The sequence below is a fragment of the Sphingomonas horti genome, assembly GCF_009753715.1.
In the GTDB taxonomy this organism is placed as follows: Bacteria; Pseudomonadota; Alphaproteobacteria; order Sphingomonadales; family Sphingomonadaceae; genus Sphingomonas_B; species Sphingomonas_B horti.
In genome coordinates this window covers 87,169-108,294 of record NZ_WQMS01000013.1, presented here as the reverse complement: position 1 = coordinate 108,294, position 21,126 = coordinate 87,169, and the positions used below count along the sequence as shown (strand labels likewise).

Annotated in this window: 17 protein-coding genes; 9 read left to right on the top strand and 8 right to left on the bottom strand. The window is 68.2% G+C overall.

Annotated elements, in window-relative coordinates:
* Positions 1-40: 40 nt before the first annotated feature.
* The gene (gene aspS, locus GON01_RS10065; RefSeq protein WP_157027248.1) at positions 41-1,858 is read left to right on the top strand and encodes an aspartate--tRNA ligase; all 1,818 of its coding nucleotides are present in this window, start codon (positions 41-43) and stop codon (positions 1,856-1,858) included.
* Positions 1,859-1,973: 115 nt separating this feature from the next.
* Complete coding sequence (locus GON01_RS10060; RefSeq protein ID WP_181600033.1) at positions 1,974-2,750, top strand: polyphosphate kinase 2 family protein; 777 nt, start codon at positions 1,974-1,976, stop codon at positions 2,748-2,750.
* 12 nt (positions 2,751-2,762) lie between these two features.
* Here GON01_RS10060 and GON01_RS10055 read toward each other — a convergent pair whose 3' ends face one another.
* The 3 genes from GON01_RS10055 to GON01_RS10045 all read right to left on the bottom strand — a co-directional run bounded on the left by GON01_RS10055 (position 2,763) and on the right by GON01_RS10045 (position 6,170).
* Positions 2,763-3,578, bottom strand: coding sequence for an FkbM family methyltransferase (locus tag GON01_RS10055; protein ID WP_157027246.1), 816 nt, complete (start codon positions 3,576-3,578; stop codon positions 2,763-2,765).
* Positions 3,579-3,600: 22 nt separating this feature from the next.
* Positions 3,601-4,089, bottom strand: coding sequence for a GreA/GreB family elongation factor (locus tag GON01_RS10050; protein ID WP_157027245.1), 489 nt, complete (start codon positions 4,087-4,089; stop codon positions 3,601-3,603).
* A 104-nt stretch (positions 4,090-4,193) separates the two neighbouring features.
* Positions 4,194-6,170, bottom strand: a complete 1,977-nt coding sequence (locus GON01_RS10045) for a lytic transglycosylase domain-containing protein (RefSeq protein ID WP_157027519.1) — start codon at positions 6,168-6,170, stop codon at positions 4,194-4,196.
* A gap of 112 nt (positions 6,171-6,282) precedes the next feature.
* Here GON01_RS10045 and dapA point away from each other — a divergent pair, with 112 nt between their 5' ends.
* Together dapA and smpB are read left to right on the top strand one after the other, a co-directional pair.
* Complete coding sequence (gene dapA / locus GON01_RS10040) at positions 6,283-7,158, top strand: 4-hydroxy-tetrahydrodipicolinate synthase (protein WP_157027244.1); 876 nt, start codon at positions 6,283-6,285, stop codon at positions 7,156-7,158.
* A 1-nt stretch (position 7,159) separates the two neighbouring features.
* Positions 7,160-7,642, top strand: coding sequence for an SsrA-binding protein SmpB (gene smpB / locus GON01_RS10035; protein ID WP_157027243.1), 483 nt, complete (start codon positions 7,160-7,162; stop codon positions 7,640-7,642).
* 75 nt (positions 7,643-7,717) lie between these two features.
* Here smpB and rsmA read toward each other — a convergent pair whose 3' ends face one another.
* The 4 genes from rsmA to GON01_RS10015 are packed head-to-tail and all read right to left on the bottom strand — an operon-like array spanning position 7,718 to position 13,221.
* Positions 7,718-8,557 (bottom strand): 16S rRNA (adenine(1518)-N(6)/adenine(1519)-N(6))-dimethyltransferase RsmA, encoded by an 840-nt coding sequence (gene rsmA, locus GON01_RS10030; RefSeq protein WP_157027242.1) that lies wholly within the window; start codon positions 8,555-8,557, stop codon positions 7,718-7,720.
* On the bottom strand, positions 8,554-9,576 hold the full coding sequence (gene pdxA, locus GON01_RS10025) for a 4-hydroxythreonine-4-phosphate dehydrogenase PdxA (RefSeq protein WP_157027241.1): 1,023 nt from the start codon (positions 9,574-9,576) through the stop codon (positions 8,554-8,556). The genes rsmA and pdxA overlap by 4 nt, the downstream gene beginning before the upstream one ends.
* Entirely contained in the window at positions 9,563-10,921 is a 1,359-nt protein-coding gene (locus GON01_RS10020; RefSeq protein ID WP_408640920.1) for a peptidylprolyl isomerase, read from the bottom strand. The genes pdxA and GON01_RS10020 overlap by 14 nt, the downstream gene beginning before the upstream one ends.
* Before the next feature lie 56 nt (positions 10,922-10,977).
* Positions 10,978-13,221 carry an LPS-assembly protein LptD gene (locus GON01_RS10015; RefSeq protein ID WP_408640917.1) on the bottom strand — a complete coding sequence of 748 codons (2,244 nt, stop codon included), beginning with the start codon at positions 13,219-13,221 and terminating at the stop codon, positions 10,978-10,980.
* A gap of 157 nt (positions 13,222-13,378) precedes the next feature.
* Here GON01_RS10015 and GON01_RS10010 point away from each other — a divergent pair, with 157 nt between their 5' ends.
* The gene (locus GON01_RS10010; RefSeq protein ID WP_157027239.1) at positions 13,379-14,830 is read left to right on the top strand and encodes a leucyl aminopeptidase; all 1,452 of its coding nucleotides are present in this window, start codon (positions 13,379-13,381) and stop codon (positions 14,828-14,830) included.
* A 96-nt stretch (positions 14,831-14,926) separates the two neighbouring features.
* On the opposite strand, the gene GON01_RS10005 is transcribed toward GON01_RS10010, so the two are convergent.
* A complete protein-coding gene (locus tag GON01_RS10005) occupies positions 14,927-15,838 on the bottom strand; it encodes an MBL fold metallo-hydrolase (RefSeq protein ID WP_181600032.1) in 912 nt (303 codons plus the stop codon).
* An 89-nt stretch (positions 15,839-15,927) separates the two neighbouring features.
* Here GON01_RS10005 and ndk point away from each other — a divergent pair, with 89 nt between their 5' ends.
* The 4 genes from ndk to GON01_RS09985 all read left to right on the top strand — a co-directional run bounded on the left by ndk (position 15,928) and on the right by GON01_RS09985 (position 21,041).
* Positions 15,928-16,350: a nucleoside-diphosphate kinase gene (gene ndk, locus GON01_RS10000; RefSeq protein WP_157027237.1), complete on the top strand. Its 423-nt coding sequence runs from the start codon at positions 15,928-15,930 to the stop codon at positions 16,348-16,350.
* A 105-nt stretch (positions 16,351-16,455) separates the two neighbouring features.
* Complete coding sequence (locus GON01_RS09995; RefSeq protein ID WP_157027517.1) at positions 16,456-18,492, top strand: transglycosylase domain-containing protein; 2,037 nt, start codon at positions 16,456-16,458, stop codon at positions 18,490-18,492.
* A gap of 78 nt (positions 18,493-18,570) precedes the next feature.
* Positions 18,571-19,764 carry an acyl-CoA dehydrogenase family protein gene (locus GON01_RS09990; RefSeq protein ID WP_157027236.1) on the top strand — a complete coding sequence of 398 codons (1,194 nt, stop codon included), beginning with the start codon at positions 18,571-18,573 and terminating at the stop codon, positions 19,762-19,764.
* A gap of 137 nt (positions 19,765-19,901) precedes the next feature.
* On the top strand, positions 19,902-21,041 hold the full coding sequence (locus GON01_RS09985; protein WP_157027235.1) for an acyl-CoA dehydrogenase family protein: 1,140 nt from the start codon (positions 19,902-19,904) through the stop codon (positions 21,039-21,041).
* The last annotated feature ends 85 nt before the right edge of the window (positions 21,042-21,126 follow it).

Here is a 21,126-nt window from a genome sequence, read left to right as displayed (position 1 = left end):
AAGCGCCCGGCCTGAACTTTCTCATCCGCTGGAAGACATCATGCACGCCTATCGCACTCACACCTGCGGCGCGCTCCGCGCCTCCGACGTCGGACAGACCGTCCGCCTGTCCGGCTGGGTGCACAGGAAGCGCGACCATGGCGGCGTGCTCTTCATCGACCTGCGCGACCATTACGGCATCACTCAGGTGGTGGCGGACGCCGACTCGCCGGCGCTGCCGGTGCTCGAAGGCGTGCGTGTCGAATCGGTCGTGACGATCGACGGCGTGGTGAAGGCGCGCGCCGCCGGCACCACCAACGCCAACCTGCCGACCGGCGACATCGAGGTCTTCGCCAACGCCGTCTCGATCCAGTCGCAGGCGCAGGAGCTGCCGATGCCGGTCGCCGGCGAGGCCGATTATCCGGAGGATATCCGCCTTCGCTACCGCTTCCTCGATCTGCGGCGCGAGCGGCTGCATGCGAACATCGTGCTGCGCAGCCATGTGATCAGCTCGATCCGCAGGCGTATGATCGACCAGGGCTTCACCGAGTTCCAGACGCCGATCCTGACCGCGTCCAGCCCCGAAGGCGCGCGCGACTATCTCGTGCCCAGCCGCGTGCATCCGGGCAAATTCTACGCGCTCCCCCAGGCGCCGCAGATGTTCAAGCAGCTGATCATGGTCGCGGGCTTCGACCGCTATTTCCAGATCGCCCCCTGCTTCCGCGACGAGGACGCCCGCGCCGACCGCAGCCCGGGCGAATTCTACCAGCTCGATTTCGAGATGAGCTTCGTCACGCAAGACGATGTTTTCGCGGCAATCGAGCCGGTGCTGTATGGCGTGTTCGAGGAGTTCGCGAACGGCCGTGCAGTGAGCCCGGCGCCATTCCCGCGCATCCCGTACCGCGAGGCGATGCTCAAATACGGCTCGGACAAGCCGGACCTGCGCAACCCGATCGTCATCACCGACGTGTCGGAGCACTTCAAGGGCTCCGGCTTCGGCCTGTTCGCGCGGCTGGTCGAGGGCGGCAGCGTCGTCCGCGCGATCCCCGCGCCGAACACCGCCGACAAGAGCCGCAAATTCTTCGACGACATGAACGACTGGGCGCGCGCCGAGGGCCATGCGGGCCTTGGCTACATCACCCAGAAGGGCGGCGAGCTGGGCGGCCCGATCGCCAAGAACCATGGCGAGGAAGCGACCCGCAAGCTCGTCGCGGCGCTGGGCCTCGGCCCCGATGACGGCATCTTCTTCGCCACCGGCAAGGAAGCGCAGGCGGCCAAGCTCGCCGGCGCCGCGCGCACGCGCATCGGGGAGCAGCTCGGGCTGATCGACCCGAACCGGTTCGAGTTCTGCTGGATCGTCGACTTCCCGATGTACGAATATGACGAGGAGGCGAAGAAGGTCGACTTCTCGCACAACCCCTTCTCGATGCCGCAGGGCGAGCTTGAAGCGCTGGAGACCAAGGACCCCTTGGACATCCTCGCCTACCAGTACGACATCGTCTGCAACGGCGTGGAGCTGTCGTCGGGCGCGATCCGGAACCACCGGCCGGACATCATGTACAAGGCGTTCGAGATCGCCGGCTACAGCAAGGAAGACGTCGACACGAACTTCGCCGGCATGATCAACGCGTTCAAATATGGCGCGCCGCCGCATGGCGGCTCGGCGCCCGGCATCGACCGCATCGTCATGCTGTTGGCCGACGAGCCGAACATTCGCGAGGTCATCCTCTTCCCGATGAACCAGCGCGCCGAGGACCTGATGATGGGCGCGCCCAGCCAGGTCACGCCGAAGCAGCTGCGCGAGCTGCATATCCGCACGGTCGACGGGCCCGGCTCGAAGGACGGGAAGGCCGCAGCGGCAGCGGTCGCGCCGGAATAAAACGCTTCTCCTCTCCCGCTTGCGGGAGGCCCCGGGGGAGGGCATGTTTCCGCCGCGCTTTGCGTCAGACGGATCAGGCCCCCCTGACTCCTCGCGCAAGCGGGAGGGGGGATTTGTGGGCGTAGACCTCAAGGATTTCGAGCGCGGCGCCGACTACCCCGGCGATTATGACGCGGATCTCGCCGCGCTGCAGGAGCGGCTCGCGCGTATCCAGGTCGCGCATATCGTCCACAAGCGCCGCGCCATCGTCGCCGTCGAGGGGTGGGACGCGGCGGGGAAGGGCGGCATCATCCAGCGCCTGACCGCCAAATGGGATCCGCGCTATTTCGAAGTATGGCCGATCGCGGCGCCCACGGACGAGGAAAAGGACCGGCACTTCCTCTGGCGCTTCTGGGAAAGGCTGCCGCGATCCGGCAACATCGCCCTATTCGACCGCAGCTGGTACGGCCGCGTGCTGGTCGAGCGCGTGGAGGGGTTCGCCAGCGAGGCGGAATGGAAGCGCGCTTATGACGAGATCAACGAGTTCGAGGCGCAGCAGCGCGACATCGGCACGACGATCGTCAAGCTGTTCGTGCACATCACCCAGCAGACGCAGGACAAGCGGCTGAAGAAGCGGTTCGAAGACCCGTGGAAGCGCTGGAAGACCGGTGTCGACGATTTCCGCAACCGATCGAAGCGCCCCGCCTATCTGTGGGCCGTTAATGAGATGCTAGGTGCCACCGATACGCGCTGGGCACCGTGGACGGTGATCGACGGCAACGACAAGAAAGCCGCCCGCATCGCCGCGCTCACTGCCATCGCCGATCAGCTCGAAGCGCGCGTGGACATGAACCCGCCGCCGCTCGACCCGGAGCTTGAGCGGCTGGTTGAGGACGAATTCAGGAGCGGCTGAGTAGCGCCGGGTCTAGGCCGCCAGCACCCGCCTCAACCGGTCGTCCCTGGTGGCGATCATGTTGCCCATGCGGAAATGATCGTCGGCGAGTTCATATGGCTTGAACGCGACATGGTCGGGGAAAAGCCGGCCGACCGCATAGCCAAAGCTCTCGAGCCGCGCCTGCACCTCGCCCAGCGTCCGGCGCGCCGGCAGCCAGGTCTCGCCATATTCGAACTGGATCATCGCCGGCGCATCGGGGCCGGACAGCAGCCCCGCCGCGCCATCCAGCACCGCTGCGTCATGACCCTCGGTGTCGATCTTCAGCAATCTGGGCGACACCTTGCCGGTCGCGAGATAGGAATCGATTGTGGTCGTGCGGCACGACACGCGCTCGACATCGGCGCCCTCGAACCAGCGGCCACCCGAACGCGGCGTGATCGCGTTGGTGCTGTCGTGGGAGTGGTTCCAGCTGACCTCCACTTCGCCGTCGCTGTCCGATAGGCCGACATTCTCCAGCGTGAACCATTGCGGATCGAAATTGCGCGCGCGAAGCCGCTCCGCGATCGGCGGAAGAATCTCGAAGCTTGTGATGCGCGCGGCCGGGATCATCCGGTGAGCGGTCTCGGCCCATTCGCCGTCATGGGCGCCGACGTCCCAGATCACGGTCTCGGCGTTGCCGTTCCAGGCGGCAAAACTGGACAAGGCAAAGCGCTCGCCATTCCGGTCGAACTCGTAGAATCCGTCATTGTGGTAGGCGCGCAGATATTTGTCGGCGGCCGATGCCAGCAGCCGGAACGGTGCCGCCCGCCGGTTGCTGCGGATGGCCTGGCGCAATGCTGCGAACATCGAAACTCCCCCTCGGACGCGATCAGCTTCTGGCGCAGGGATAGGAGATGCTCAAGACCTCATATTCCCGCTCCCCACCCGGGAGCGCGATGCGCCGCACATCGCCGATCGCGGCGCCGCGCAGCGCCCGGGCGATCGGCGCGTCCCAGCCAACCAGCCCCGTGCAGGCATCGGCTTCGTCGTTGCCCACCAGCGTCAGCGTGCGCCGGTTGTCGTCCTCGTCCGCGATGGTGACGGTCGCGCCGAAAAAGATTCTGCGCTTGTCGGGCTGACAGGCGGGATCGACGACCTTCGCCGCCTTCATCTTGGCGGAAAGCCGCCCGAGCGTCCGGTCGATCTCACGCAAGCGTTTGCGGCCATAGATATAGTCGCCATTCTCGGACCGGTCGCCATTGCCGGCGGCCCAGCTGATCGTCTCGACCAGCTTCGGCCGCTCCTCGCCGAACAGCCGGTCGTACTCGGCGCGAAGCGCGGCGAAGCCGGCGGGGGTGATGTAGTTGGGGCGGTCCATTTCCCCTCCCGCTTGCGGGAGGGGCTAGGGGAGGGCAAGTCCCTTCCGCTCAGTACTTCCGTCCAGGCCCTCCCCCGACCCCTCCCGCAAGCGGGAGGGGAGAGTTAGCCCCGTGAGCCTTTCCCCAGATACGCGCTCAGCAGGTTCGGCCCGCGCATCGTCGCCTTTTCCGGGTGCAGCGTGTCGTACACCACTGCATTCTCCAGCACGTGCTGGACATAGCCGCGCGTCTCGGAGAAGGGAATCTGCTCGATCCACTTGACGATGTCGGCCCCGGGCAAGCGCGGGTCGCCATTGGCGGCGATCCATTTGTTCACATTGCCCTGGCCGGCATTGTAGGCCGCGATCGCCAGCGGGTAATTGCCGCCATTATAGTTGAGCATCCGCTGGAAATAGCTCGATCCCAGCTGGATGTTGTAGCCGGTATCGGTGGTCAGCGCGCTCGCGTCATAGTCGAGGCCGATCTTGGCCGCCGCCTCGCGCGCGGTGCCCGGCATCAGCTGCATCAGCCCGCGCGCGCCGGCGCGGCTGACCGCCTCGCGGTCGAACTGGCTCTCCTGCCGCGCGATCGCATGGATAATCGTCGACCAGGCTTCCTGGCCCTCGGGCAGCTTCACCTGCGGATAGCCGGCGCGGACATAGTCGCTCGCGCCGTTGAGCCGCGCGCTGCGGCCCACCATCACTGCCAGGTCGGGGCGGCCGATGCCCTGCGCCAGCTCGTTGGCGAGCGCGTGGTCGGCGTCCGTCTCCACGCTCGCCGCGATCGCGCGGATGAACTGGCTCTGTGTCTGCCAGTCGCCCTGCTGGCCCAGAACACGCGCCGCGCGCACGATCTCGCGCTTGTTGAACGCGACGCGCTCGCTGGGCGATGGTGTCGTCGCCCCCAGCGTTCCCGGCGCCGGGATCGGACGGCCGAGCCGCTCCAGCGCCAGCTGCCCGTAAAATTGGTCCGGATGCTCCGCCGCTTCTTCGTAGAAGCGGTTGGCTTCGCCGGCGCGGCCTGCCGCCTGGGCAGCGCGCGCGGCCCAGAAATGCCCCTTGGCCTGGGTCTGGGGCGAGCGGGCGGCGCTCGCATAGCGTTCGAACATGCCCACCGCGTCGGCCGCGCGGCCGCCGTACAGCGCCGTCCACCCGGCGAGCCAGGCGATGCTGGTATAGTCGTCACGCTCGCCCAGCGGCTGGTCGCGCACGACGGTTCCGGGCGCATAGCTCTGGTCCAGCAGTTGCGCGATCTGGAACGCGCCGCGTGCGTCGCCGGCGCTCTGTGCGGTCCTCGCGGTAGACAGCAGCAGCTCGAACCAGCGCTCGACCTCGGCGGGCCGGCCGGTCAGCTGTCGCGGCCGCGCCAGCCAGGCACGGGCCGCATCGGGCGATGCGGTCCGCAGCCAGATCGCCTTGTCGGCGACGAAACCGGCGTCGTTCTGATCGACTGCCGGCAGCGCGTCGGCAAGCTGCTGTGCTCCCGGCGCGTTGGTGCGCAGCGCCAGCCGTGCCTGGAACAGCGCGCGTTTGGCGGGCGAGGTCAGGTCGATCTGGCGCTGCGCCGCGCTCGTCTTCCCGGCCCAGAGCAGCCGGTCCATCCGCTCGTCCTGGTCGGCCGGCGTGAATTGGCTGCCGAAGCGGCCCAGGATCAGCGCTTCGTCGGTGGGCGTCAGCGAGCCCGAGGTCCAAGCCTTGCGCGCGGCCGCGATCGCGTCGCCTGGGCGCCCGGCGGAGGCCAGCGCCTCGGCGTAGCGCGCCTGGCCGGTGTTGGTCAGCGGCGGGAATTTGTCGAAAAAGGCGATCACGCGCATCGGCGAGATCGAATCCGGTGCCAGCGCGCGCTCCGCAGCGCGGCGCATCGCCGCCTCGCCCGGCCAGCCCGGGTGCGCGATCAGGAAGCTCGCATAGCTGTCGAAGGGCAGGTTGTCGCTCTGGCGCAACGCGTTCCATTGCGGGATGGCGGCGACCACCGGATCGCCGGCGTCATAGGGCGCCTGCGGAGATGCCGGCTGCATCGCCAGCGGCGTGGTCGGGTCGGCGACCACCATGGTGGCCGTGCCGAGCAGCAGGACGGAGGGGAGCAGAAGCCGTTTCACCATGCTGGACAGGTTAGACGCCTGATCCTTATTGGGCGGTGAATTGGCCATGACGCTCCCCGTACCTGGTCTTCGACAATGCCTGACGCGGCGACTCGCGTGAAGGAGCAAATCTATGTTTTCCGGCTCGATTCCGGCCCTGGTGACCCTTTTTCGCGACGGAACGATCGATGAGGACGGATACCGGTCGTTCGTCGACTGGCAGGTCGAGCAGGGTAGCCACGCGCTGGTTCCGTGCGGGACCACGGGCGAATCGGCGACCCTGGGGTTCGACGAGCATTACCGCGTGATCGATCTCTGCATCGAGGCGGCGGCCGGCCGCGTGCCCGTAATCGCCGGCTGCGGCTCCAACGACACCGCGACGGCAAAGCGCCACATGGCCCATTCGAAGGCGGCCGGCGCCGCGGCCGCCCTGGTCGTGATGCCCTATTACAACCGGCCGAACCAGGACGGGCTCTACGCCCATTTCGCGGCCCTGGCCGATGCGTGCGACTTGCCGATCATCCTCTACAACGTACCCGGTCGCACGGTCACGGATATGACCGTCGACACAATGGCGCGGCTGGCGGAGATTCCGACCATCGTCGGCGTGAAGGACGCGACCGGCAATGTCGCCCGGGTGACGGCGCAGCGCCTCGCCTGCGGCAGGGATTTCGTCCAGCTCTCCGGCAATGACGACCTGGCGCTCGGCTTCATGGCGATGGGGGGGGTGGGCTGCATTTCGGTCACGGCCAACGTCGCGCCGCGGCTCTGCGCCGACTTCCAAAACGCCTGCCTCGCCCGCGACTGGGCCAGGGCGATGGAGTTGCAGGACCGGCTCTACCCGCTTCACGCCGCGCTGTTCAGCGACGCGTCGCCCGGCCCTACCAAATACGCCCTCAACAGGCTGAAGCCCGAATGGTCGGCCGAGCTGCGCCTGCCGATGACGCCGCCGTCGGAAACGAGCCGCCGCGCGGTCGATGCGGCGCTCGAACATGCAGGGTTGATCTGACTTGGCCCGTCCCCGTCCCACCGAGTTCGACAAGAAGAAGGTCGTCGCCGAAAACCGGCGCGCGCGGTTCGACTATTTCATCGACCAGGTGTTCGAAGCCGGGATCGTGCTGACCGGCACCGAGGTGAAGTCGCTACGCTTCGGCGAAGGCTCGATCGCCGAGAGCTATGCCGAGGTGAAGGGCGACGAGGTATGGCTGGTCAACTCGAACGTGCCCGAATTCAGTCACGGCAATCGCTATAATCACGAGCCGAAGCGGCCGCGCAAGCTGCTGCTGAAGCAGCGCGAGATCGCCAGGATGCACGGCGCGGTCGCGCGTGAGGGCATGACGCTGGTGCCGCTGTCGATCTACTTCAACGGCAAGGGCCGGGCCAAGGTCGAGCTCGCTCTCGCCCGGGGCAAGAAGGCGCACGACAAGCGCGAGACGATCAAGGAACGCGACTGGAAGCGGGAGCAGTCGCGCCTGCTGCGCGAGCATCGGTGATCGTGTGGGAGTGATAGCCGTCATCCCGGGCTTGGCCCCGGACCCACCTGCCTTCGGAAGAACGTAGGCCCCGGCTCAAGGCCGGGGTGACGGTGCGGAGTCCAATACCCGCGCCAACGCGACGAACTCATCCACGCTCACCGTCTCCGCGCGCCGCGTCGCATCGATCCCCAGCCGCGCCATCGCCTCGGCCGCGTCGGGTACGCCCTTCAGGCTCTGCCGCAGCATCTTGCGGCGTTGGCCGAAGGCCGCAGCGGTCAGCCGTTCCAGCGTCGCGACGCGGACGCCGGCGGGCGCCTCCGCCGGGACGATATGCACCACTGCGCTCATCACCTTGGGCGGCGGCGTGAAGGCGGAGCGGTGGACGTTCATCGCGATCCGCGCGGACGAGCGCCACTGGGCCAGCACCGCCAGCCGGCCATAGGCCTCGCTGCCGGGCGCGGCGACGATCCGCTCGGCCACTTCCTTCTGGAACATCAGCGTCAGCGAGGTCCACCAGGGCGGCCAGGCCTCGCCGGTCAGCCAGCCGACCAGCAGCGCGGTGCCGACATTATAGGGCAGGTTGGCGACGATATGGCCGCTGCCGCCCAGCGCGCGCTCGGCGTCGACTTTCAACGCGTCGCCCTCGATCACGCGCAGCCGTCCCGGCGCCCAATCGGCGAGCTCGGTGAGCGCGGGCAGGCAGCGCGCGTCACGCTCGACCGCAACCACCTCGGCACCGGCGCGCAGCAGCGCCCGGGTGAGGCCGCCCGGGCCCGGGCCGACCTCCAGCACGCGCTCGCCCGCCAGCGGCCCCGGCACGCGCGCGATGCGATCGAGCAATTGCTCGTCGAACAGGAAATTCTGTCCCAGCGCCTTGCTGGCGCTGAGCCCGTGCCGTGCGATCACTTCCCGTAAGGGGGGAAGGGAGCTCAAGCCGCGCAGCACTCCGCCTTGCGCCGCACGGCCGCTGCGGCCGCGAGCCGGATGGCGGCGATGGTCGCGCCGGGATGGGCGCGGTCCTGGCCCGCGATCGCGAACGCGGTGCCGTGGTCCGGCGAGGTCCGCACGATCGGCAGCCCCAGCGTCATGTTCACGCCGTCGTCGAAATGGAGCGTCTTCAGCGGGATCAGCGCCTGGTCGTGATACAGGCAGATCGCCGCGTCGTAGCCGGCGCGGGCGCGCGCGTGGAACATCGTGTCGGCGGCGAGCGGCCCGACCGCGTCGATCCCGTCCGCGCGCAGCATCTCGATCGCCGGCGCGATGAACTCGATCTCCTCGCTGCCGAGCGCGCCGTTCTCGCCGGCATGCGGGTTGATCCCGGCAAAGGCGAGCCGCGGGTTGGCGATGCCGAAATTGCGCTGCAGCCCGCGCGCGGTCGTCCGCGCCTTGGCCACGATCACTTCGACCGACAGGCTGTCGAACACCTGGCGGAGCGGCATGTGGGTGGTGACCGGCACGACCCGCAGGTCCGGCCCGGCGAGCATCATCACGACGTTTTCCGGCGCGATGCCGCAGCGTTCGGCGACGAACTCGGTCTGGCCGGGGTGGACGAAGCCGATCGCGTAGAGCTGCGCCTTCGAGACGGGGCCGGTGACCAGCGCGGCCGCCGCACCCGAGCGGGTCAGGCCGGTCGCGACTTCCAGCGAATCGAGCGAGCAGCGCGCACCTTCCAGGTTCGGCTCGCCGGGGACGATGTCGCCGCCGTCCTCCACCGAAAGGAGCGGCAGCGCGCGGGCAAAGACGTCCCGCGCCTCGGCGGGGGCGGCGATCCGTTCCACCGGCCCCGACCAGACCGCCTCGACCGAGCGGATATCGCCGACCGTGAAGAACGGCGGCAGCCTCTGTTCCGTGCGTGCACGCCAGGCCTTGACCGCGATTTCGGGGCCGATCCCGGCCGGATCGCCGAGCGCCAGTGCGAGCGGCGCGTCCGGCCAGGGCTCAGCGATAGTCAACCACGGCGTCCCGGCGCAGGTCGCGAAGGTAACGCTGCGCCCGCATATTCACTCGTTGTTCTTCCAGCTGCGCCATGATCGTCTCGGCGTTCGGCCCCTGCGCCGCCTGCGGGTCGTCGCGGCCGCACACGACCAGCACGCGCACGCCGTCCTGCACGGAGCCGAACGGCGGGCTCGCCTGGCCAACCTGGAGGCCCAGCATCATCTCCTGCAGCTGGACCGGCAGGTCGCGGACCTTGACCTGGTCGTTGTCGACCATCTCGGCGCCGACCTGCTCCGCGACCTTCTGGGCCGATCCGCAGCCGGCGATGGTATGGGTGGCGGCCGCGAACTGGGCGGCGCGCTGGCTCGCCTGCTCCTGCGTCGTGCCGGGCGGGAAGGCGATCGACAGCTGCCTGAGCGCCAGCACCGCGTCGCGCGGATCGGCGGTCAGCACCTGGCGCTTGTCGATCATGTAGAGGATCGAGACGCCGCCGGGCACCGGGATCGGGCCGGCCATCTGGCCGATCGTCATTGCCCGCGCTTCGTTGGCGAGCGCGTCGGGAAGCTGCTCGGGCCGCACCCAGCCCAGGTCGCCGCCGACCGCCGCCGTCGACGCCTGCGAATATTGCCTGGCATAGGCCACGAACGATCCGCCCTGCTTGATCGCTTCCATGATCTTGCGGGCATTCTCGATCGTCGCGGCTTCGGTCTCCGGCGTCGACGAAAGGAAGATCTCGCCGATGCGCGCCTCGGTCGCGCCTTTGGACGCTTCCAGCCGGTCGATGATGCCCTGCACTTCTTCCTGGCTGACGTTGACGAACGGCTGGATGCGCCGCTGCAGCAGGCGGTTCCAGGCGAGCTCGCCATGAATCTGTCGCTTCAGCGATGCCGCCGACGACCCGATCTTGTCCAGATAGGCCGCCATTTCCTCGGGCGTGCGCTTGAAGTTGCGCGCGACGCGGGCAAAGCTCTCGTCGATCTGCTGGGGCGTGATCTCGATCTTGTTGCCCTTGGCCTCCTGGATCTCCAGCGCCTCGTCGATCAGGTTGCGCAGCACCTGCCGGCGCAGCCGCTCGATCTCCTCCGCCGGAATCTGGCCGCCGCTCGCCGACACGATCAGCGCCAGCCGCTGCTCGACGTCGGTGCGGGTGATGATGTCGCCGTTGACGATCGCGGTGGGCTTGCGGATCGAGGGATCGTTCTTTCCGAACACGATCACGTCGGCGGGGATGTTGAGGCCGTTGGACGGCCCCTCGTCATCGCTCTGGCCGGTCTGCGCAACCGCGGCGCAGGCGAGGGCGGCCAGCGGCAACAGCGCCCAGCGGGTCGGGCGTAGCTTGGAAATCGTCACGTTCGAGACCATTCCGATCATCTGAAAGGGATAAGCTGCATTCTCTGCTGGAGCGGCTGAACGGGGGCTTAGCGGCCCAGGTTCTTGAATGAAAGCCTCAGCAGGAAAGTATTGCCGCGCCGCGCGTCGCCGGTGTCCTGATAGTCGCGCCGCCAGGTCAGGCCCATTTCAAGGCAATCGTCCTCATAGGCGATGCCGAGCCGGTGCCGGATCGGCTGATAGCCGTCCGCGGTCGAGAACGGGTCCTCCTGCCGGTCGGTCAGGTCGACGATGGCGGAGCCGAAAGCGGACCAGAACCGCCCGATCTGCACCCGCCCGCCGACGCGGATTTCCTCGCGGTCGCGCAGATCCTCGATCGAGGTGTCGATGTCGCGGTTGAGCCGCAGATAGCCGAGCAGCAGATAGGTCTGGCGGGATCCGATGGTGGCGTCGATCTCGTTGCGGCGGACCGCCAGATTGTCCTTGTCCAGCCGGTAGCGGTGGGTCAGCGACACGAAGTCGCGGAACCGGACCGTCGTGCGCCCGACGATGTCGGACAATTTGTCGGTCAGCCCCACGCCGTCCGGGAACAGGGCGGGGCGGTCCGACAGCCGGTAGCTCTGGCCGATATTGGCGTCGACGCTGATGCCCGGCAGCGTCAGCGCATAGTCGACGCCATAGGTGATGCGCGCGCCGTCCTCGAACCGGTCGTAACCGGGGAAGCGGTTCAGCGCGAACAGGTTGCTGTCTTCCAGTTCGATCGCGCGCGCGTCCTCGTTGGGAATATCGAGGTTGCGGATCGGCGGCGTCGCGACCAGCTGCACGCGCGGCGTGATCCGCTGGGTGCCGTTGCTGCCGACCGGGCCGATCAGCGGCCAGCGCACGTCGACGGCCAGCGCGCCGATCGCGCGGCTCTCCCAACCCGGATTACCGCGATAGATCAGCGTCGGCGACAGCAGGTTCTCGTCGCTGTGATAGACGTCGCCACGCGCGAACGCGGTGAAGGTCACTTCCTGGCCCCACGGCGTCAGCCGCCGCAGGTCCCATTTGAAGCTGGCGAAGGCGCGCTGCGTGTCCTGTCCGTCGGTCCGGCCGATCGCCAGCGTGTTCAGCTGCAGCTCGACGCGGCCGCCGAGCAGAGGGTCGTTGAAGCGATGCCGATAGTCGAGCTCGGGCAGGGCGATCGGCTGCTGGCCCTGGGGGTCGTTGATGCGCAGCGTCTGCGTCGCCCAGCCGGTCAGCGAGAAATAGCTGTCGGTATCGATCCGCTCCGCCCGAATGGTCGAGCGCAGCCGGTCGTCGCGCGAGATGTCGTAGCGGCGCAGGAAGGTGCGGTCGGTCGTGACGCGCAGCGATCCGCTGATGTCCCATTTGGGATCGAGCTGGAAGCGGCCGCTCGCATCCAGATAGCCGCGGATGTCGCGATCGGACGCGTTCGCGCCGGGATTGAGCTCCGCCGGCAGCTTGCGGCTCTCGGTCACCATGCCGCTGACCTGGTAGGCGCCCTTGCTCGTCAGCGCCCGGTACTGCGCCTCGATCGCGGGCAGCACGTCGCTGTAGATATGCGGCGTGATCGTCAGGTCGCGATTGGGCGCCAGCTTGATGTAATAGGGGACTGTCAGCTCGAGCCCGTTGACGCGGCTGAACTGGATATCCGGCACCAGCACCCCGGTGCCGCCCTGGTCCCCGGTCGGATTGGACAAGAGCGGCAGCGGCAGCAACGACAGGCCGAACAGATGCAGCCGCGCTCCCTTATAGAAGACGCGCTGCTTCTGCGTGTCATACACCACGCGGACGGCAGTGATCTTCCAGCTCGGCTGCTTCGGGCAGCCGTTCGAATCGACTACGGAGCAGGCGGTGTAGGCGGCATCCTCCAGCGTATAGAGATTGCCCTGCCGCGTGCCGCGCTCGGCCGCCAGCCGGCCGCCGCTCTGCAGCACGACCAGCAGATTGTCGACGACGCCGTCGCGCAGCGTATCGGTCAGCTGGACCGAGTCGCCATAGGCAACATCCCCCTGCGGGTTGGTGACGGCAACATCGCCCTCGGCGCGCACTTCGCCCGTCTGGCGGTTCCAGGTCACCTTGTCGGCGCGCAGCCGGTTGCCTTCGCGGAACATCCGCACGTCGCCGCTCGCGACGACGGTGTCAGTCGCGTTCAGATATTCCAGCGAATCGGCGGAAAAATCGACGATCTGCTCGTTCGCCGGGGCGGGCGCCGGGCTCGCCTCGGGCGGCGGCGGCGCGACGGGACGGTTCTGCAGGTCCTGCGCGTGCGCGCCGGCGGACCAGCACCAGGCCGCACTCGCCAGCCAGATCAACCGCTTCGCGTCCACGCCTACCCCGAACCACCCTGAAATGTCGCGCCGTCTGGCTTGCTTGTGCGGCGCCTATCGCACTCAAGCCCGCCCGCTGCAAATCGTTCCCGGGGGTTGCGAGCGGCGCGCGGAAGCTTAGAGGCGAAGGGGACGCGTTCAGACACAGGAAATTTCGATGCAGGTTCGTTTCGCCGACGCTCGCCCCCAGGGCTCCTATGATCTGGCGCTGATCGCGCCGCAGAGCGGCGAGGTGGCGGGCCTGCCGGCCGCGCAGACCGGGCTTGCGCGCGACGCCATGCGGGCGGCCCGGTTCGATGGCGAGGCAGGGTCAATCGTTGAGCTGTTCGTGGCCGACGAAGGCGCGACTCGCCGCCTGCTGATCGTCGGCGCCGGCAAGGGCGAGCCGGCCGATTATGAAAAGGCGGGCGGTGCGCTTGTCGCGCGGCTGCTGACCTCGGGCACCGAAACCCTGGTCGTCGACCTGAGCGGCGCCAATGCCCGGGCCGGCTCGGCGCTTCGGCTCGCGACCGCGGCCGCGCTCCGCGCGTGGCGGATCGACACCTACCGCACCAGGTTGCCGGCCAAGCAGCAGCCGACGCTGAACGAATTCGTCATCGTCGGTGCAGACGGCAGCGGCTGGGAAGATCAGCGCGCAGTGGCCGAAGGCGTGGCGCTGACTCGCGAGCTGGTCTCGCTGCCGCCGAACATCCTCTACCCCGAGAGTTTCGTCGAGCGCTGCCGCCACCTGACCGATCTCGGCGTCGAGATCACCGTTCTCGGCGAGGAGGAGATGCGCAAGCTCGGCATGGGCGCGCTGCTGGGCGTCAGCCAGGGTTCGGCGCGCGAGGGCAAGCTGCTGGTGATGCGCTGGGACGGCACCGGCGGCGCGCAGAGGGAGCCGGTCGCCTTCGTCGGCAAGGGCGTGACTTTCGATACCGGCGGCATCTCGCTGAAGCCGCCGCCCGGCATGGAAGACATGAAGTGGGATATGGGCGGTGCCGGCGCCGTCGCGGGCGCGATGAAGGCGCTCGCCGGGCGCAAGGCGAAGGCCCACGTCGTCGGCGTCTGCGGGCTCGTCGAGAACATGCCCGACGGCAATGCCCAGCGTCCGGGCGATATCGTCACGACGATGTCGGGCCAGACGGTCGAGGTGCTGAACACCGACGCGGAGGGGCGGCTGGTGCTGTCCGACGCGCTCACCTGGGTACAGCGCAATTACCGGCCGAAGACGATCGTCGATCTCGCGACGCTCACCGGCGCGATGGTGATCAGCCTCGGCCATGAGCATGGCGGCATGTTCGCGAACGACGATTCGCTGGCGGAGCAGCTGCTCGCGGCCGGCCGCGAGACGGGCGACAAATTGTGGCGGATGCCGTTGGGCGATGCCTACAACAAGCTGCTCGAAAGCCAGATCGCCGACATGAAGAATATCGGCCCGCGCGAGGCCGGCTCGATCACGGCGGCGCAGTTCCTGCAGCGCTTCGTCGAGGAGGGCGTGCGCTGGGCCCACCTCGATATCGCCGGCATGGTCTGGGCCGCCAAGCCCGGCACCACCTGGGAAAAAGGCGCCACCGGCTACGGCGTCCGCCTCCTCGACCGATTCATCGCGGATAACTGCGAGAGCTGACTCGGGGCGTCCTTCGACCGCGCGCCGGCGAGTTCCCAGCGCGCTATGGTTCCGGTCCCTGGCCGTGCCCATTGTCGCGTCGCGGCACAAGGCGACCTAATGGAAACTCTGGACGAGCAGCCCGGCATGTTGAAGCGCGGCAATGGCTGCGCCGTCATGGCCGGGCACCAGCACCAGTTGCGGGTGCTCGGCAGTCAGGCGGTGCAGGGCGATCGTCTGCAGTATCACCGCGCGCCGGTTCTCGTGCGTGAAGAAGTCGGTCACCAGCCGCGATCGGATGCGCTGCAGCCGCACATTGTCCGCCATCGATGCAGCGTCGCCTGTGAACAGGAACTCGCGCCCGTCCGCCCGGCGCACGTAGATCATCTGAGATCCCGGCGTGTGGCCCGGCGCCCGGATCAGCACGACGCCGGGCGCGATCGCCCGGACTCCGTGATAACGGAACGGCTTGTACCCCGCACGTACGCCCGGCGGCCAGCGCAGCGGCTTGATATAGGGTGAGATCGCGAACTGTTCGGGGTTGAGCAGCGCCTTGGGCAGGATCGCCCGCAGATGCGGGCTGGCCAGCAGACCGCCCAGATGGTCGCCATGTTCGTGCGTGATGACGATTGCGCCGGCCTCATCCATGGCCCGCACGAGCCGCCGCCAGGCCGCAGGATCGTAGCTGTCGTCGTTGGACGCGCGCGACGCCGCCTGATCGAAGGCTGTGTCGATCACGATCGAGCGGTCGGGGAAGACCAGCCGGTGGCTCATCCGCGCCACGTCGATCTTGCTCCAGTCGCTGCCGGCGACCATCGCGATCTTCGGCACGCGGACGTGCGACAACGTCTCGGTCTCGATCCGGACCGGGCCGCCGCCCGGCATGCGTGCCGCTTCGGCGCGGATCGCCGCCAGGTCGATCGGGAAGCTGCCCGATGTCGGCAGGCGATTGTCATAGAACAGCCAGTAAACCGCCACGACGGCGATCATGGCCAACACGCCCGCGGTTCCGATGATCCAGCGTCTCATCGCCGATCCCCCTGGAACTTGCATAAACCAGGGCGCGTCTCTAGGGGAGCGCGACTTTCCAACAGACCCAGACACGGAGCTCCCCGGCCATGGCCGCGAACCGCACTTTTTCGATCATCAAGCCCGACGCGACCCGCCGCAACCTGACCGGCGCCGTCACCAAGATGCTGGAGGATGCCGGCCTGCGCGTGGTCGCGTCCAAGCGCATCCGCATGACCCGGGAGCAGGCCGAAGGCTTCTACGCGGTCCACAAGGAGCGGCCGTTCTTCAACGACCTGGTCTCTTTCATGATCTCCGGCCCGGTCGTGGTGCAGGTGCTGGAAGGCGAGAACGCCGTGCAGCGCAACCGCGACGTGATGGGCGCGACCAACCCGGCGAATGCCGAGCCCGGCACGATCCGCAAGGAGCTCGCCGAATCGATCGAGGCCAACTCGGTCCACGGCTCGGACTCGGACGAGAACGCCGCGATCGAGATCGCCTATTTCTTCAAGCCGGAAGAAATCGTCGGCTGACCATCGACGCGGAGCTTGGATTCAACACAGCGCCTTCCCGTCAGCCTCCATTCACTGTAGTAGCGCCATAAGACACGGCAGGATTCTCCTGTGACTGACGGGCGCATGCGATACGACGAGGATTGGGACGACCGGCTGGACACGCTCGAGCCCTTGCCGGAGCTCGAGCCGCTGGCCCCGGACGTCGAGGAGCCGCGGCCGCCGCGCCGGCGCTGGATCAGGAAGCGCTACATCGCCGCCGGCGTCGTCGCGCTGTTCATGCTGCTGGTCGGCTGGCTGGCGATCACCGCGCCGCTGTCGCGCTCGCTCCAGCCGATCGCCCCGCCCAGCATCACTCTGGTCGCCGACGACGGCACCCCGATCGCGCGGCGGGGCGCGCTCGTCGCGCCGCCGGTGCGGCTGTCGGAGCTGCCCGCGCACGTGCCCCAGGCGTTCATCGCGATCGAGGACCGGCGCTACTATCGCCACTGGGGCATCGACCCGATCGGCATCGCCCGCGCCGCCTGGCACAACCTGCTCGCGGGCGGCGTGCGCGAGGGCGGCAGCACGATCACCCAGCAGCTCGCCAAGGGCGTGTTCCTGTCGAATGACCGCAGCTTCGGCCGCAAGGGCCGCGAGGCGCTGATCGCCTTCTGGCTCGAAGCCTGGCTGACCAAGCAGGAAATCCTCGAACGCTACCTCTCGAACGTCTATTTCGGCGACAATGTCTATGGCATCCGCGCCGCGGCCCGGCATTATTTCAGCCGTGAGCCGGAGGAGCTGACGCTCGGCCAGGCGGCGATGCTGGCGGGGCTGGTCAAGGCGCCGTCGCGGCTTGCCCCCACGCACAATCTCTCCGGCGCCCGCGCCCGCGGCCGTGTGGTGCTGCAGGCGATGGCCGACGCCGGCTTCATCACGCAGAAGAAGGCGCAGAGCGAACCGCGCGTCCGCCTGAAGGTCAGGCATGAGCGCGACATGCCCACCGGAACCTATTTCGCCGACTGGGTGATGCCCGCGGCGCGCGACCAGGCCGGCGCCGTCTATGAGCGCCAGGAAATCCGGACCACGCTCGACACGCGGCTGCAGAAGCTCGGCGAGGCGGCGGTGCGGCGGGGCGCGATCCGCGGCGCGCAGATGGCGCTGGTCGCGATGCGGCCGGACGGGCGGGTCGTCGCGATGGTCGGCGGCCGCGACTATCGCGACAGCCCGTTCAACCGCGTCACCCAGGCGCGGCGCCAGCCCGGCTCGACCTTCAAGCTGTTCGTCTATCTGGCCGCGATCCGGGCCGGCATGACGCCGGATTCCCCCGTGCTCGACAAGCCGGTGACGATCGACGGCTGGTCGCCGACCAACAGCGACGGCCGCTATCTCGGCGAAATCCCGCTGCGCCGCGCCTTCGCGCGCTCCAGCAACGTCGCCGCGGTCCGGCTCGCCGACCAGGTCGGGCGCAAGGCGGTGATCCAGGCCGCGCGGGATCTCGGCATCACCAGCCCGCTCGCCGACACGCCCAGCCTGGCGCTCGGCACCTCGGGCATGACCCTGCTGGAGCTGACCTCCGCTTATGCCGCGGTCGCGGGCAACAACCTGCCGGTGCGCGCTTATGGCCTGCCCAAGGAGCAGCAGGGCTGGATCGCGACGCTGTGGAACCGGCCGAAGCGGCTTTCGACCCGCGAACGCGACATGCTGCTGGACCTGCTCGCGGCCACCGTCGAGCGCGGCACCGGCCGCAATGCCCAGCTCGCCGTCGACGCGTTCGGCAAGACGGGCACCACCCAGGATGCGCGCGATGCGATCTTCGTCGGTTTCGCCGGCGATCTGGTGGTCGGCGTCTGGGTCGGCCGCGACGACAACCAGCCGGTCCCCGGCCTCGCCGGCGGCGGCGTGCCGGCGCGGGTGTGGCGCGACTTCATGAGCCACGCGATCCCCGGCGCCGCGATCCGCGCGCCCGAGCCGGTCGACGAGGATCCCGAGCCGGTGATCCAGCTTGACGAGAACGGCCTCAACGGCAGCATCGATGTCGGCCCGGTCCAGTTCGGCGTGTCGGCGGACGGGGAGGGCGTCACACTCTCTGCCCAGCCGAGCGACACGCCGCCGCCGCCGCCCGAATCGCGCCGTCCGCCGCCCGAGGAAGTCGATCCCGACATGGAGCCGCCGCGCTTCTAGCATGCCGTAGCGGCAGCCGGACCGCGCTTGCCGTTAACGTAAACCGCGCCTAACCTCGCCCCAAAAGGAGAGGTGTCGATGGACCTGGAATTCAGCCCCGAGGATCTGGCGTTCCGCGAGGAAGCGCGCGCCTTCATCGCTGAGAATTACCCGAGCGCCCTGCGCGGCAAGCAGGAGGAAGGCGAGGAGCTGGCGAAGGAGGATTTCCTCAGCTGGCACCGCGTGCTCGCGAAGAAGGGCTGGATCGCGCCCGCCTGGCCCAAGGAATATGGCGGCCCCGGCTGGACGACGACGCAGCGCTTCATCTGGTCGGAAGAGCTCGCCCGCGCCGACACGCTGCCGATCCTGCCCTTCGGCATCAACATGGTCGGGCCGGTCATCTACACCTTCGGCACTCCCGAGCAGAAGGCGCGCTTCCTGCCGCGCATCCTGTCGGGCGAGGATTGGTGGTGCCAGGGCTATTCGGAACCCGGCGCCGGCTCCGACCTTGCCAGCCTCCGCACCAGGGCGGTGCGCGACGGCGACCATTATATCGTGAACGGCCAGAAGACCTGGACCACGCTCGCCCAGCATGCGGACTGGGGCTTCTTCCTGGTCCGCACCGATCCGGACTCGAAGCCGCAGGAAGGGATCAGCTTCCTGCTGATCGACATGAAGTCGCCGGGCGTCACCGTCCGCCCGATCATCACCTTGGGCGGCGAGCATGAGGTCAACGAGGTCTGGCTGGAGGACGTGCGCGTCCCCGTCGACCAGCGCATCTATGAAGAGAATAAGGGCTGGACCTGCGCCAAATTCCTGCTCGCGCATGAGCGCACCGGCATTGCCGGCGTCGCGCGGTCGAAGCGGGGCGTCGAACGGATCAAGACCATCGCGCGCAGCGAGATGGACGGCGACAGGCCGCTGATCGCCAACCCGTTCTTCAAGCGCAAGATCGCCGAGCTGGAGATCGACCTGACCGCGCTCGAATATACCGAGCTGCGCACGCTCGCATCCGAAGCGTCGGGCCGCGGCCCGGGGCCGGAATCGAGCCTGCTGAAGATCAAGGGCACCGAGATCCAGCAGCGCCTGACCGAGCTCGCGCTGGAAGCGGTCGGCCATTACGGCGCGCCCTATTTCCGCGGCTTCGGCGAAGGGGACAACGAACACCCGATCGGGCCGGATTACGCTCACCGTGCAGCGCCGACCTATTTCAACGGCCGCAAGACCAGCATCTATGGCGGCTCCAACGAGATCCAGCGCAACATCATCGCGAAGATGGTGCTGGGGCTTTAGACCCCTCTCCCGCTTGCGGGAGAGGGAAAGACGCGCCGCAGGCGCGGCGAGGGTGAGGGCAGACCAGGCCAGACCCTCACCCGCCTCGCTTCGCTCGGCACCCTCTCCCGCAAGCGGGAGAGGGAAGGGGAGGAAAGATGAACTTCACCTACAATGAAACCCAGGACATGCTGCGCGACACCCTCGCGCGCTTCCTGGCCGACACCTATGATTTCGAAACCCGCCGCAAGATGGTCGCGTCCGACGCCGGCCGCGATCCCGGCATCTGGCGCGCGCTCGCGACCGAGCTCGGCATCCTCGGCGCACCGTTCGGCGAAGATCAGGGCGGTCTCGGCGGCGGCGCGGTCGAGAACATGATCGTGATGGAGCAAGTGGGCGAGGCGATCGCGATCGAGCCTTACCTGCAGACGGTGGTGATCGGCGGCGGCGCGCTGAAAGCAGCGGGCGGCGCCCAGGCGGACGCGCTGATCCCGGCGATCATCGGGGGCGAGGCGATCATCGCCTTCGCCTATGCCGAGCCGCAGGGCCGCTACGAGCTGCGCAACCTGCGCACCACCGCGAAGCGGGACGGCGCCGGCTGGGTGCTCAACGGGCACAAGGCCGTCGTCTATGCCGCGCCCTGGGCGACGCACCTGCTCGTCACCGCGCGCACCGGCGGCGGGCAGCGCGACACGGATGGCGTGTCGCTGTTCCTGATCGAGGCCAACCGCCCGGGCATCGTCCGCCGCGACTATCCGACCGTCGACGGCTTTCGTGCGTCCGAAATCTATTTCGAGAATTGCAGCGTGCCCGGCGAGGCGCTGCTGGGCGCAGAAGGCGCCGCACTGCCGCTGATCGAAAAGCTGGTGGACGAGGCGACCGCCGCCGTCTGTGCCGAAGCCACCGGCGTGATGCGCCGCCTCCACGCCGGCACGATGGACTATGCGAAGCAGCGCAAGCAGTTCGGCCGCGCGATCGCCGATTTCCAGGTGCTCCAGCACCGCATGGTCGACATGTTCATGGAAGTCGAGCAGGCCGCGTCGATGACCTTGATGGCAACGCTGAAGCTCGATCTGCCGGATGCCGAGCGCATGGCCGCGGTCAGCCAGGCCAAGGCGAAGGTCGGCAAGGGCCTCAAATTCACCGGCCAGAACGCGATCCAGATCCACGGCGGCATCGGCATCACCGACGAGCTGGCGATCGGCCATTATTTCAAGCGCGCGACGATGATCGAAGGGCAATTCGGGTCGGTGGATCACCACCTAGCCCGCTTCGAGCGGTTGTCGATGCCGGAATAAATCCTCCCCTGCATTTGCAGGGGAGGGGGACCACTCGGCGATAGCCGAGTGGTGGAGGGGCCCGGAGCGAAGCGGAGGGTCTGAC

Bases quoted from the DNA above. Each gene is read 5' to 3' on its own strand.
- GON01_RS10020 (WP_408640920.1), bottom strand. From the start codon at position 10,921: ATGGTCTCGAACGTGACGATTTCCAAGCTACGCCCGACCCGCTGGGCG.
- GON01_RS10045 (WP_157027519.1), bottom strand. From the start codon at position 6,170: ATGGTGAAACGGCTTCTGCTCCCCTCCGTCCTGCTGCTCGGCACGGCC.
- GON01_RS09985 (WP_157027235.1), top strand. From the start codon at position 19,902: ATGAACTTCACCTACAATGAAACCCAGGACATGCTGCGCGACACCCTC.
- GON01_RS10050 (WP_157027245.1), bottom strand. From the start codon at position 4,089: ATGGACCGCCCCAACTACATCACCCCCGCCGGCTTCGCCGCGCTTCGC.
- GON01_RS10005 (WP_181600032.1), bottom strand. From the start codon at position 15,838: ATGAGACGCTGGATCATCGGAACCGCGGGCGTGTTGGCCATGATCGCC.
- aspS (WP_157027248.1), top strand. From the start codon at position 41: ATGCACGCCTATCGCACTCACACCTGCGGCGCGCTCCGCGCCTCCGAC.
- dapA (WP_157027244.1), top strand. From the start codon at position 6,283: ATGTTTTCCGGCTCGATTCCGGCCCTGGTGACCCTTTTTCGCGACGGA.
- GON01_RS09995 (WP_157027517.1), top strand. From the start codon at position 16,456: ATGCGATACGACGAGGATTGGGACGACCGGCTGGACACGCTCGAGCCC.
- GON01_RS10055 (WP_157027246.1), bottom strand. From the start codon at position 3,578: ATGTTCGCAGCATTGCGCCAGGCCATCCGCAGCAACCGGCGGGCGGCA.
- ndk (WP_157027237.1), top strand. From the start codon at position 15,928: ATGGCCGCGAACCGCACTTTTTCGATCATCAAGCCCGACGCGACCCGC.
- GON01_RS09990 (WP_157027236.1), top strand. From the start codon at position 18,571: ATGGACCTGGAATTCAGCCCCGAGGATCTGGCGTTCCGCGAGGAAGCG.
- GON01_RS10010 (WP_157027239.1), top strand. From the start codon at position 13,379: ATGCAGGTTCGTTTCGCCGACGCTCGCCCCCAGGGCTCCTATGATCTG.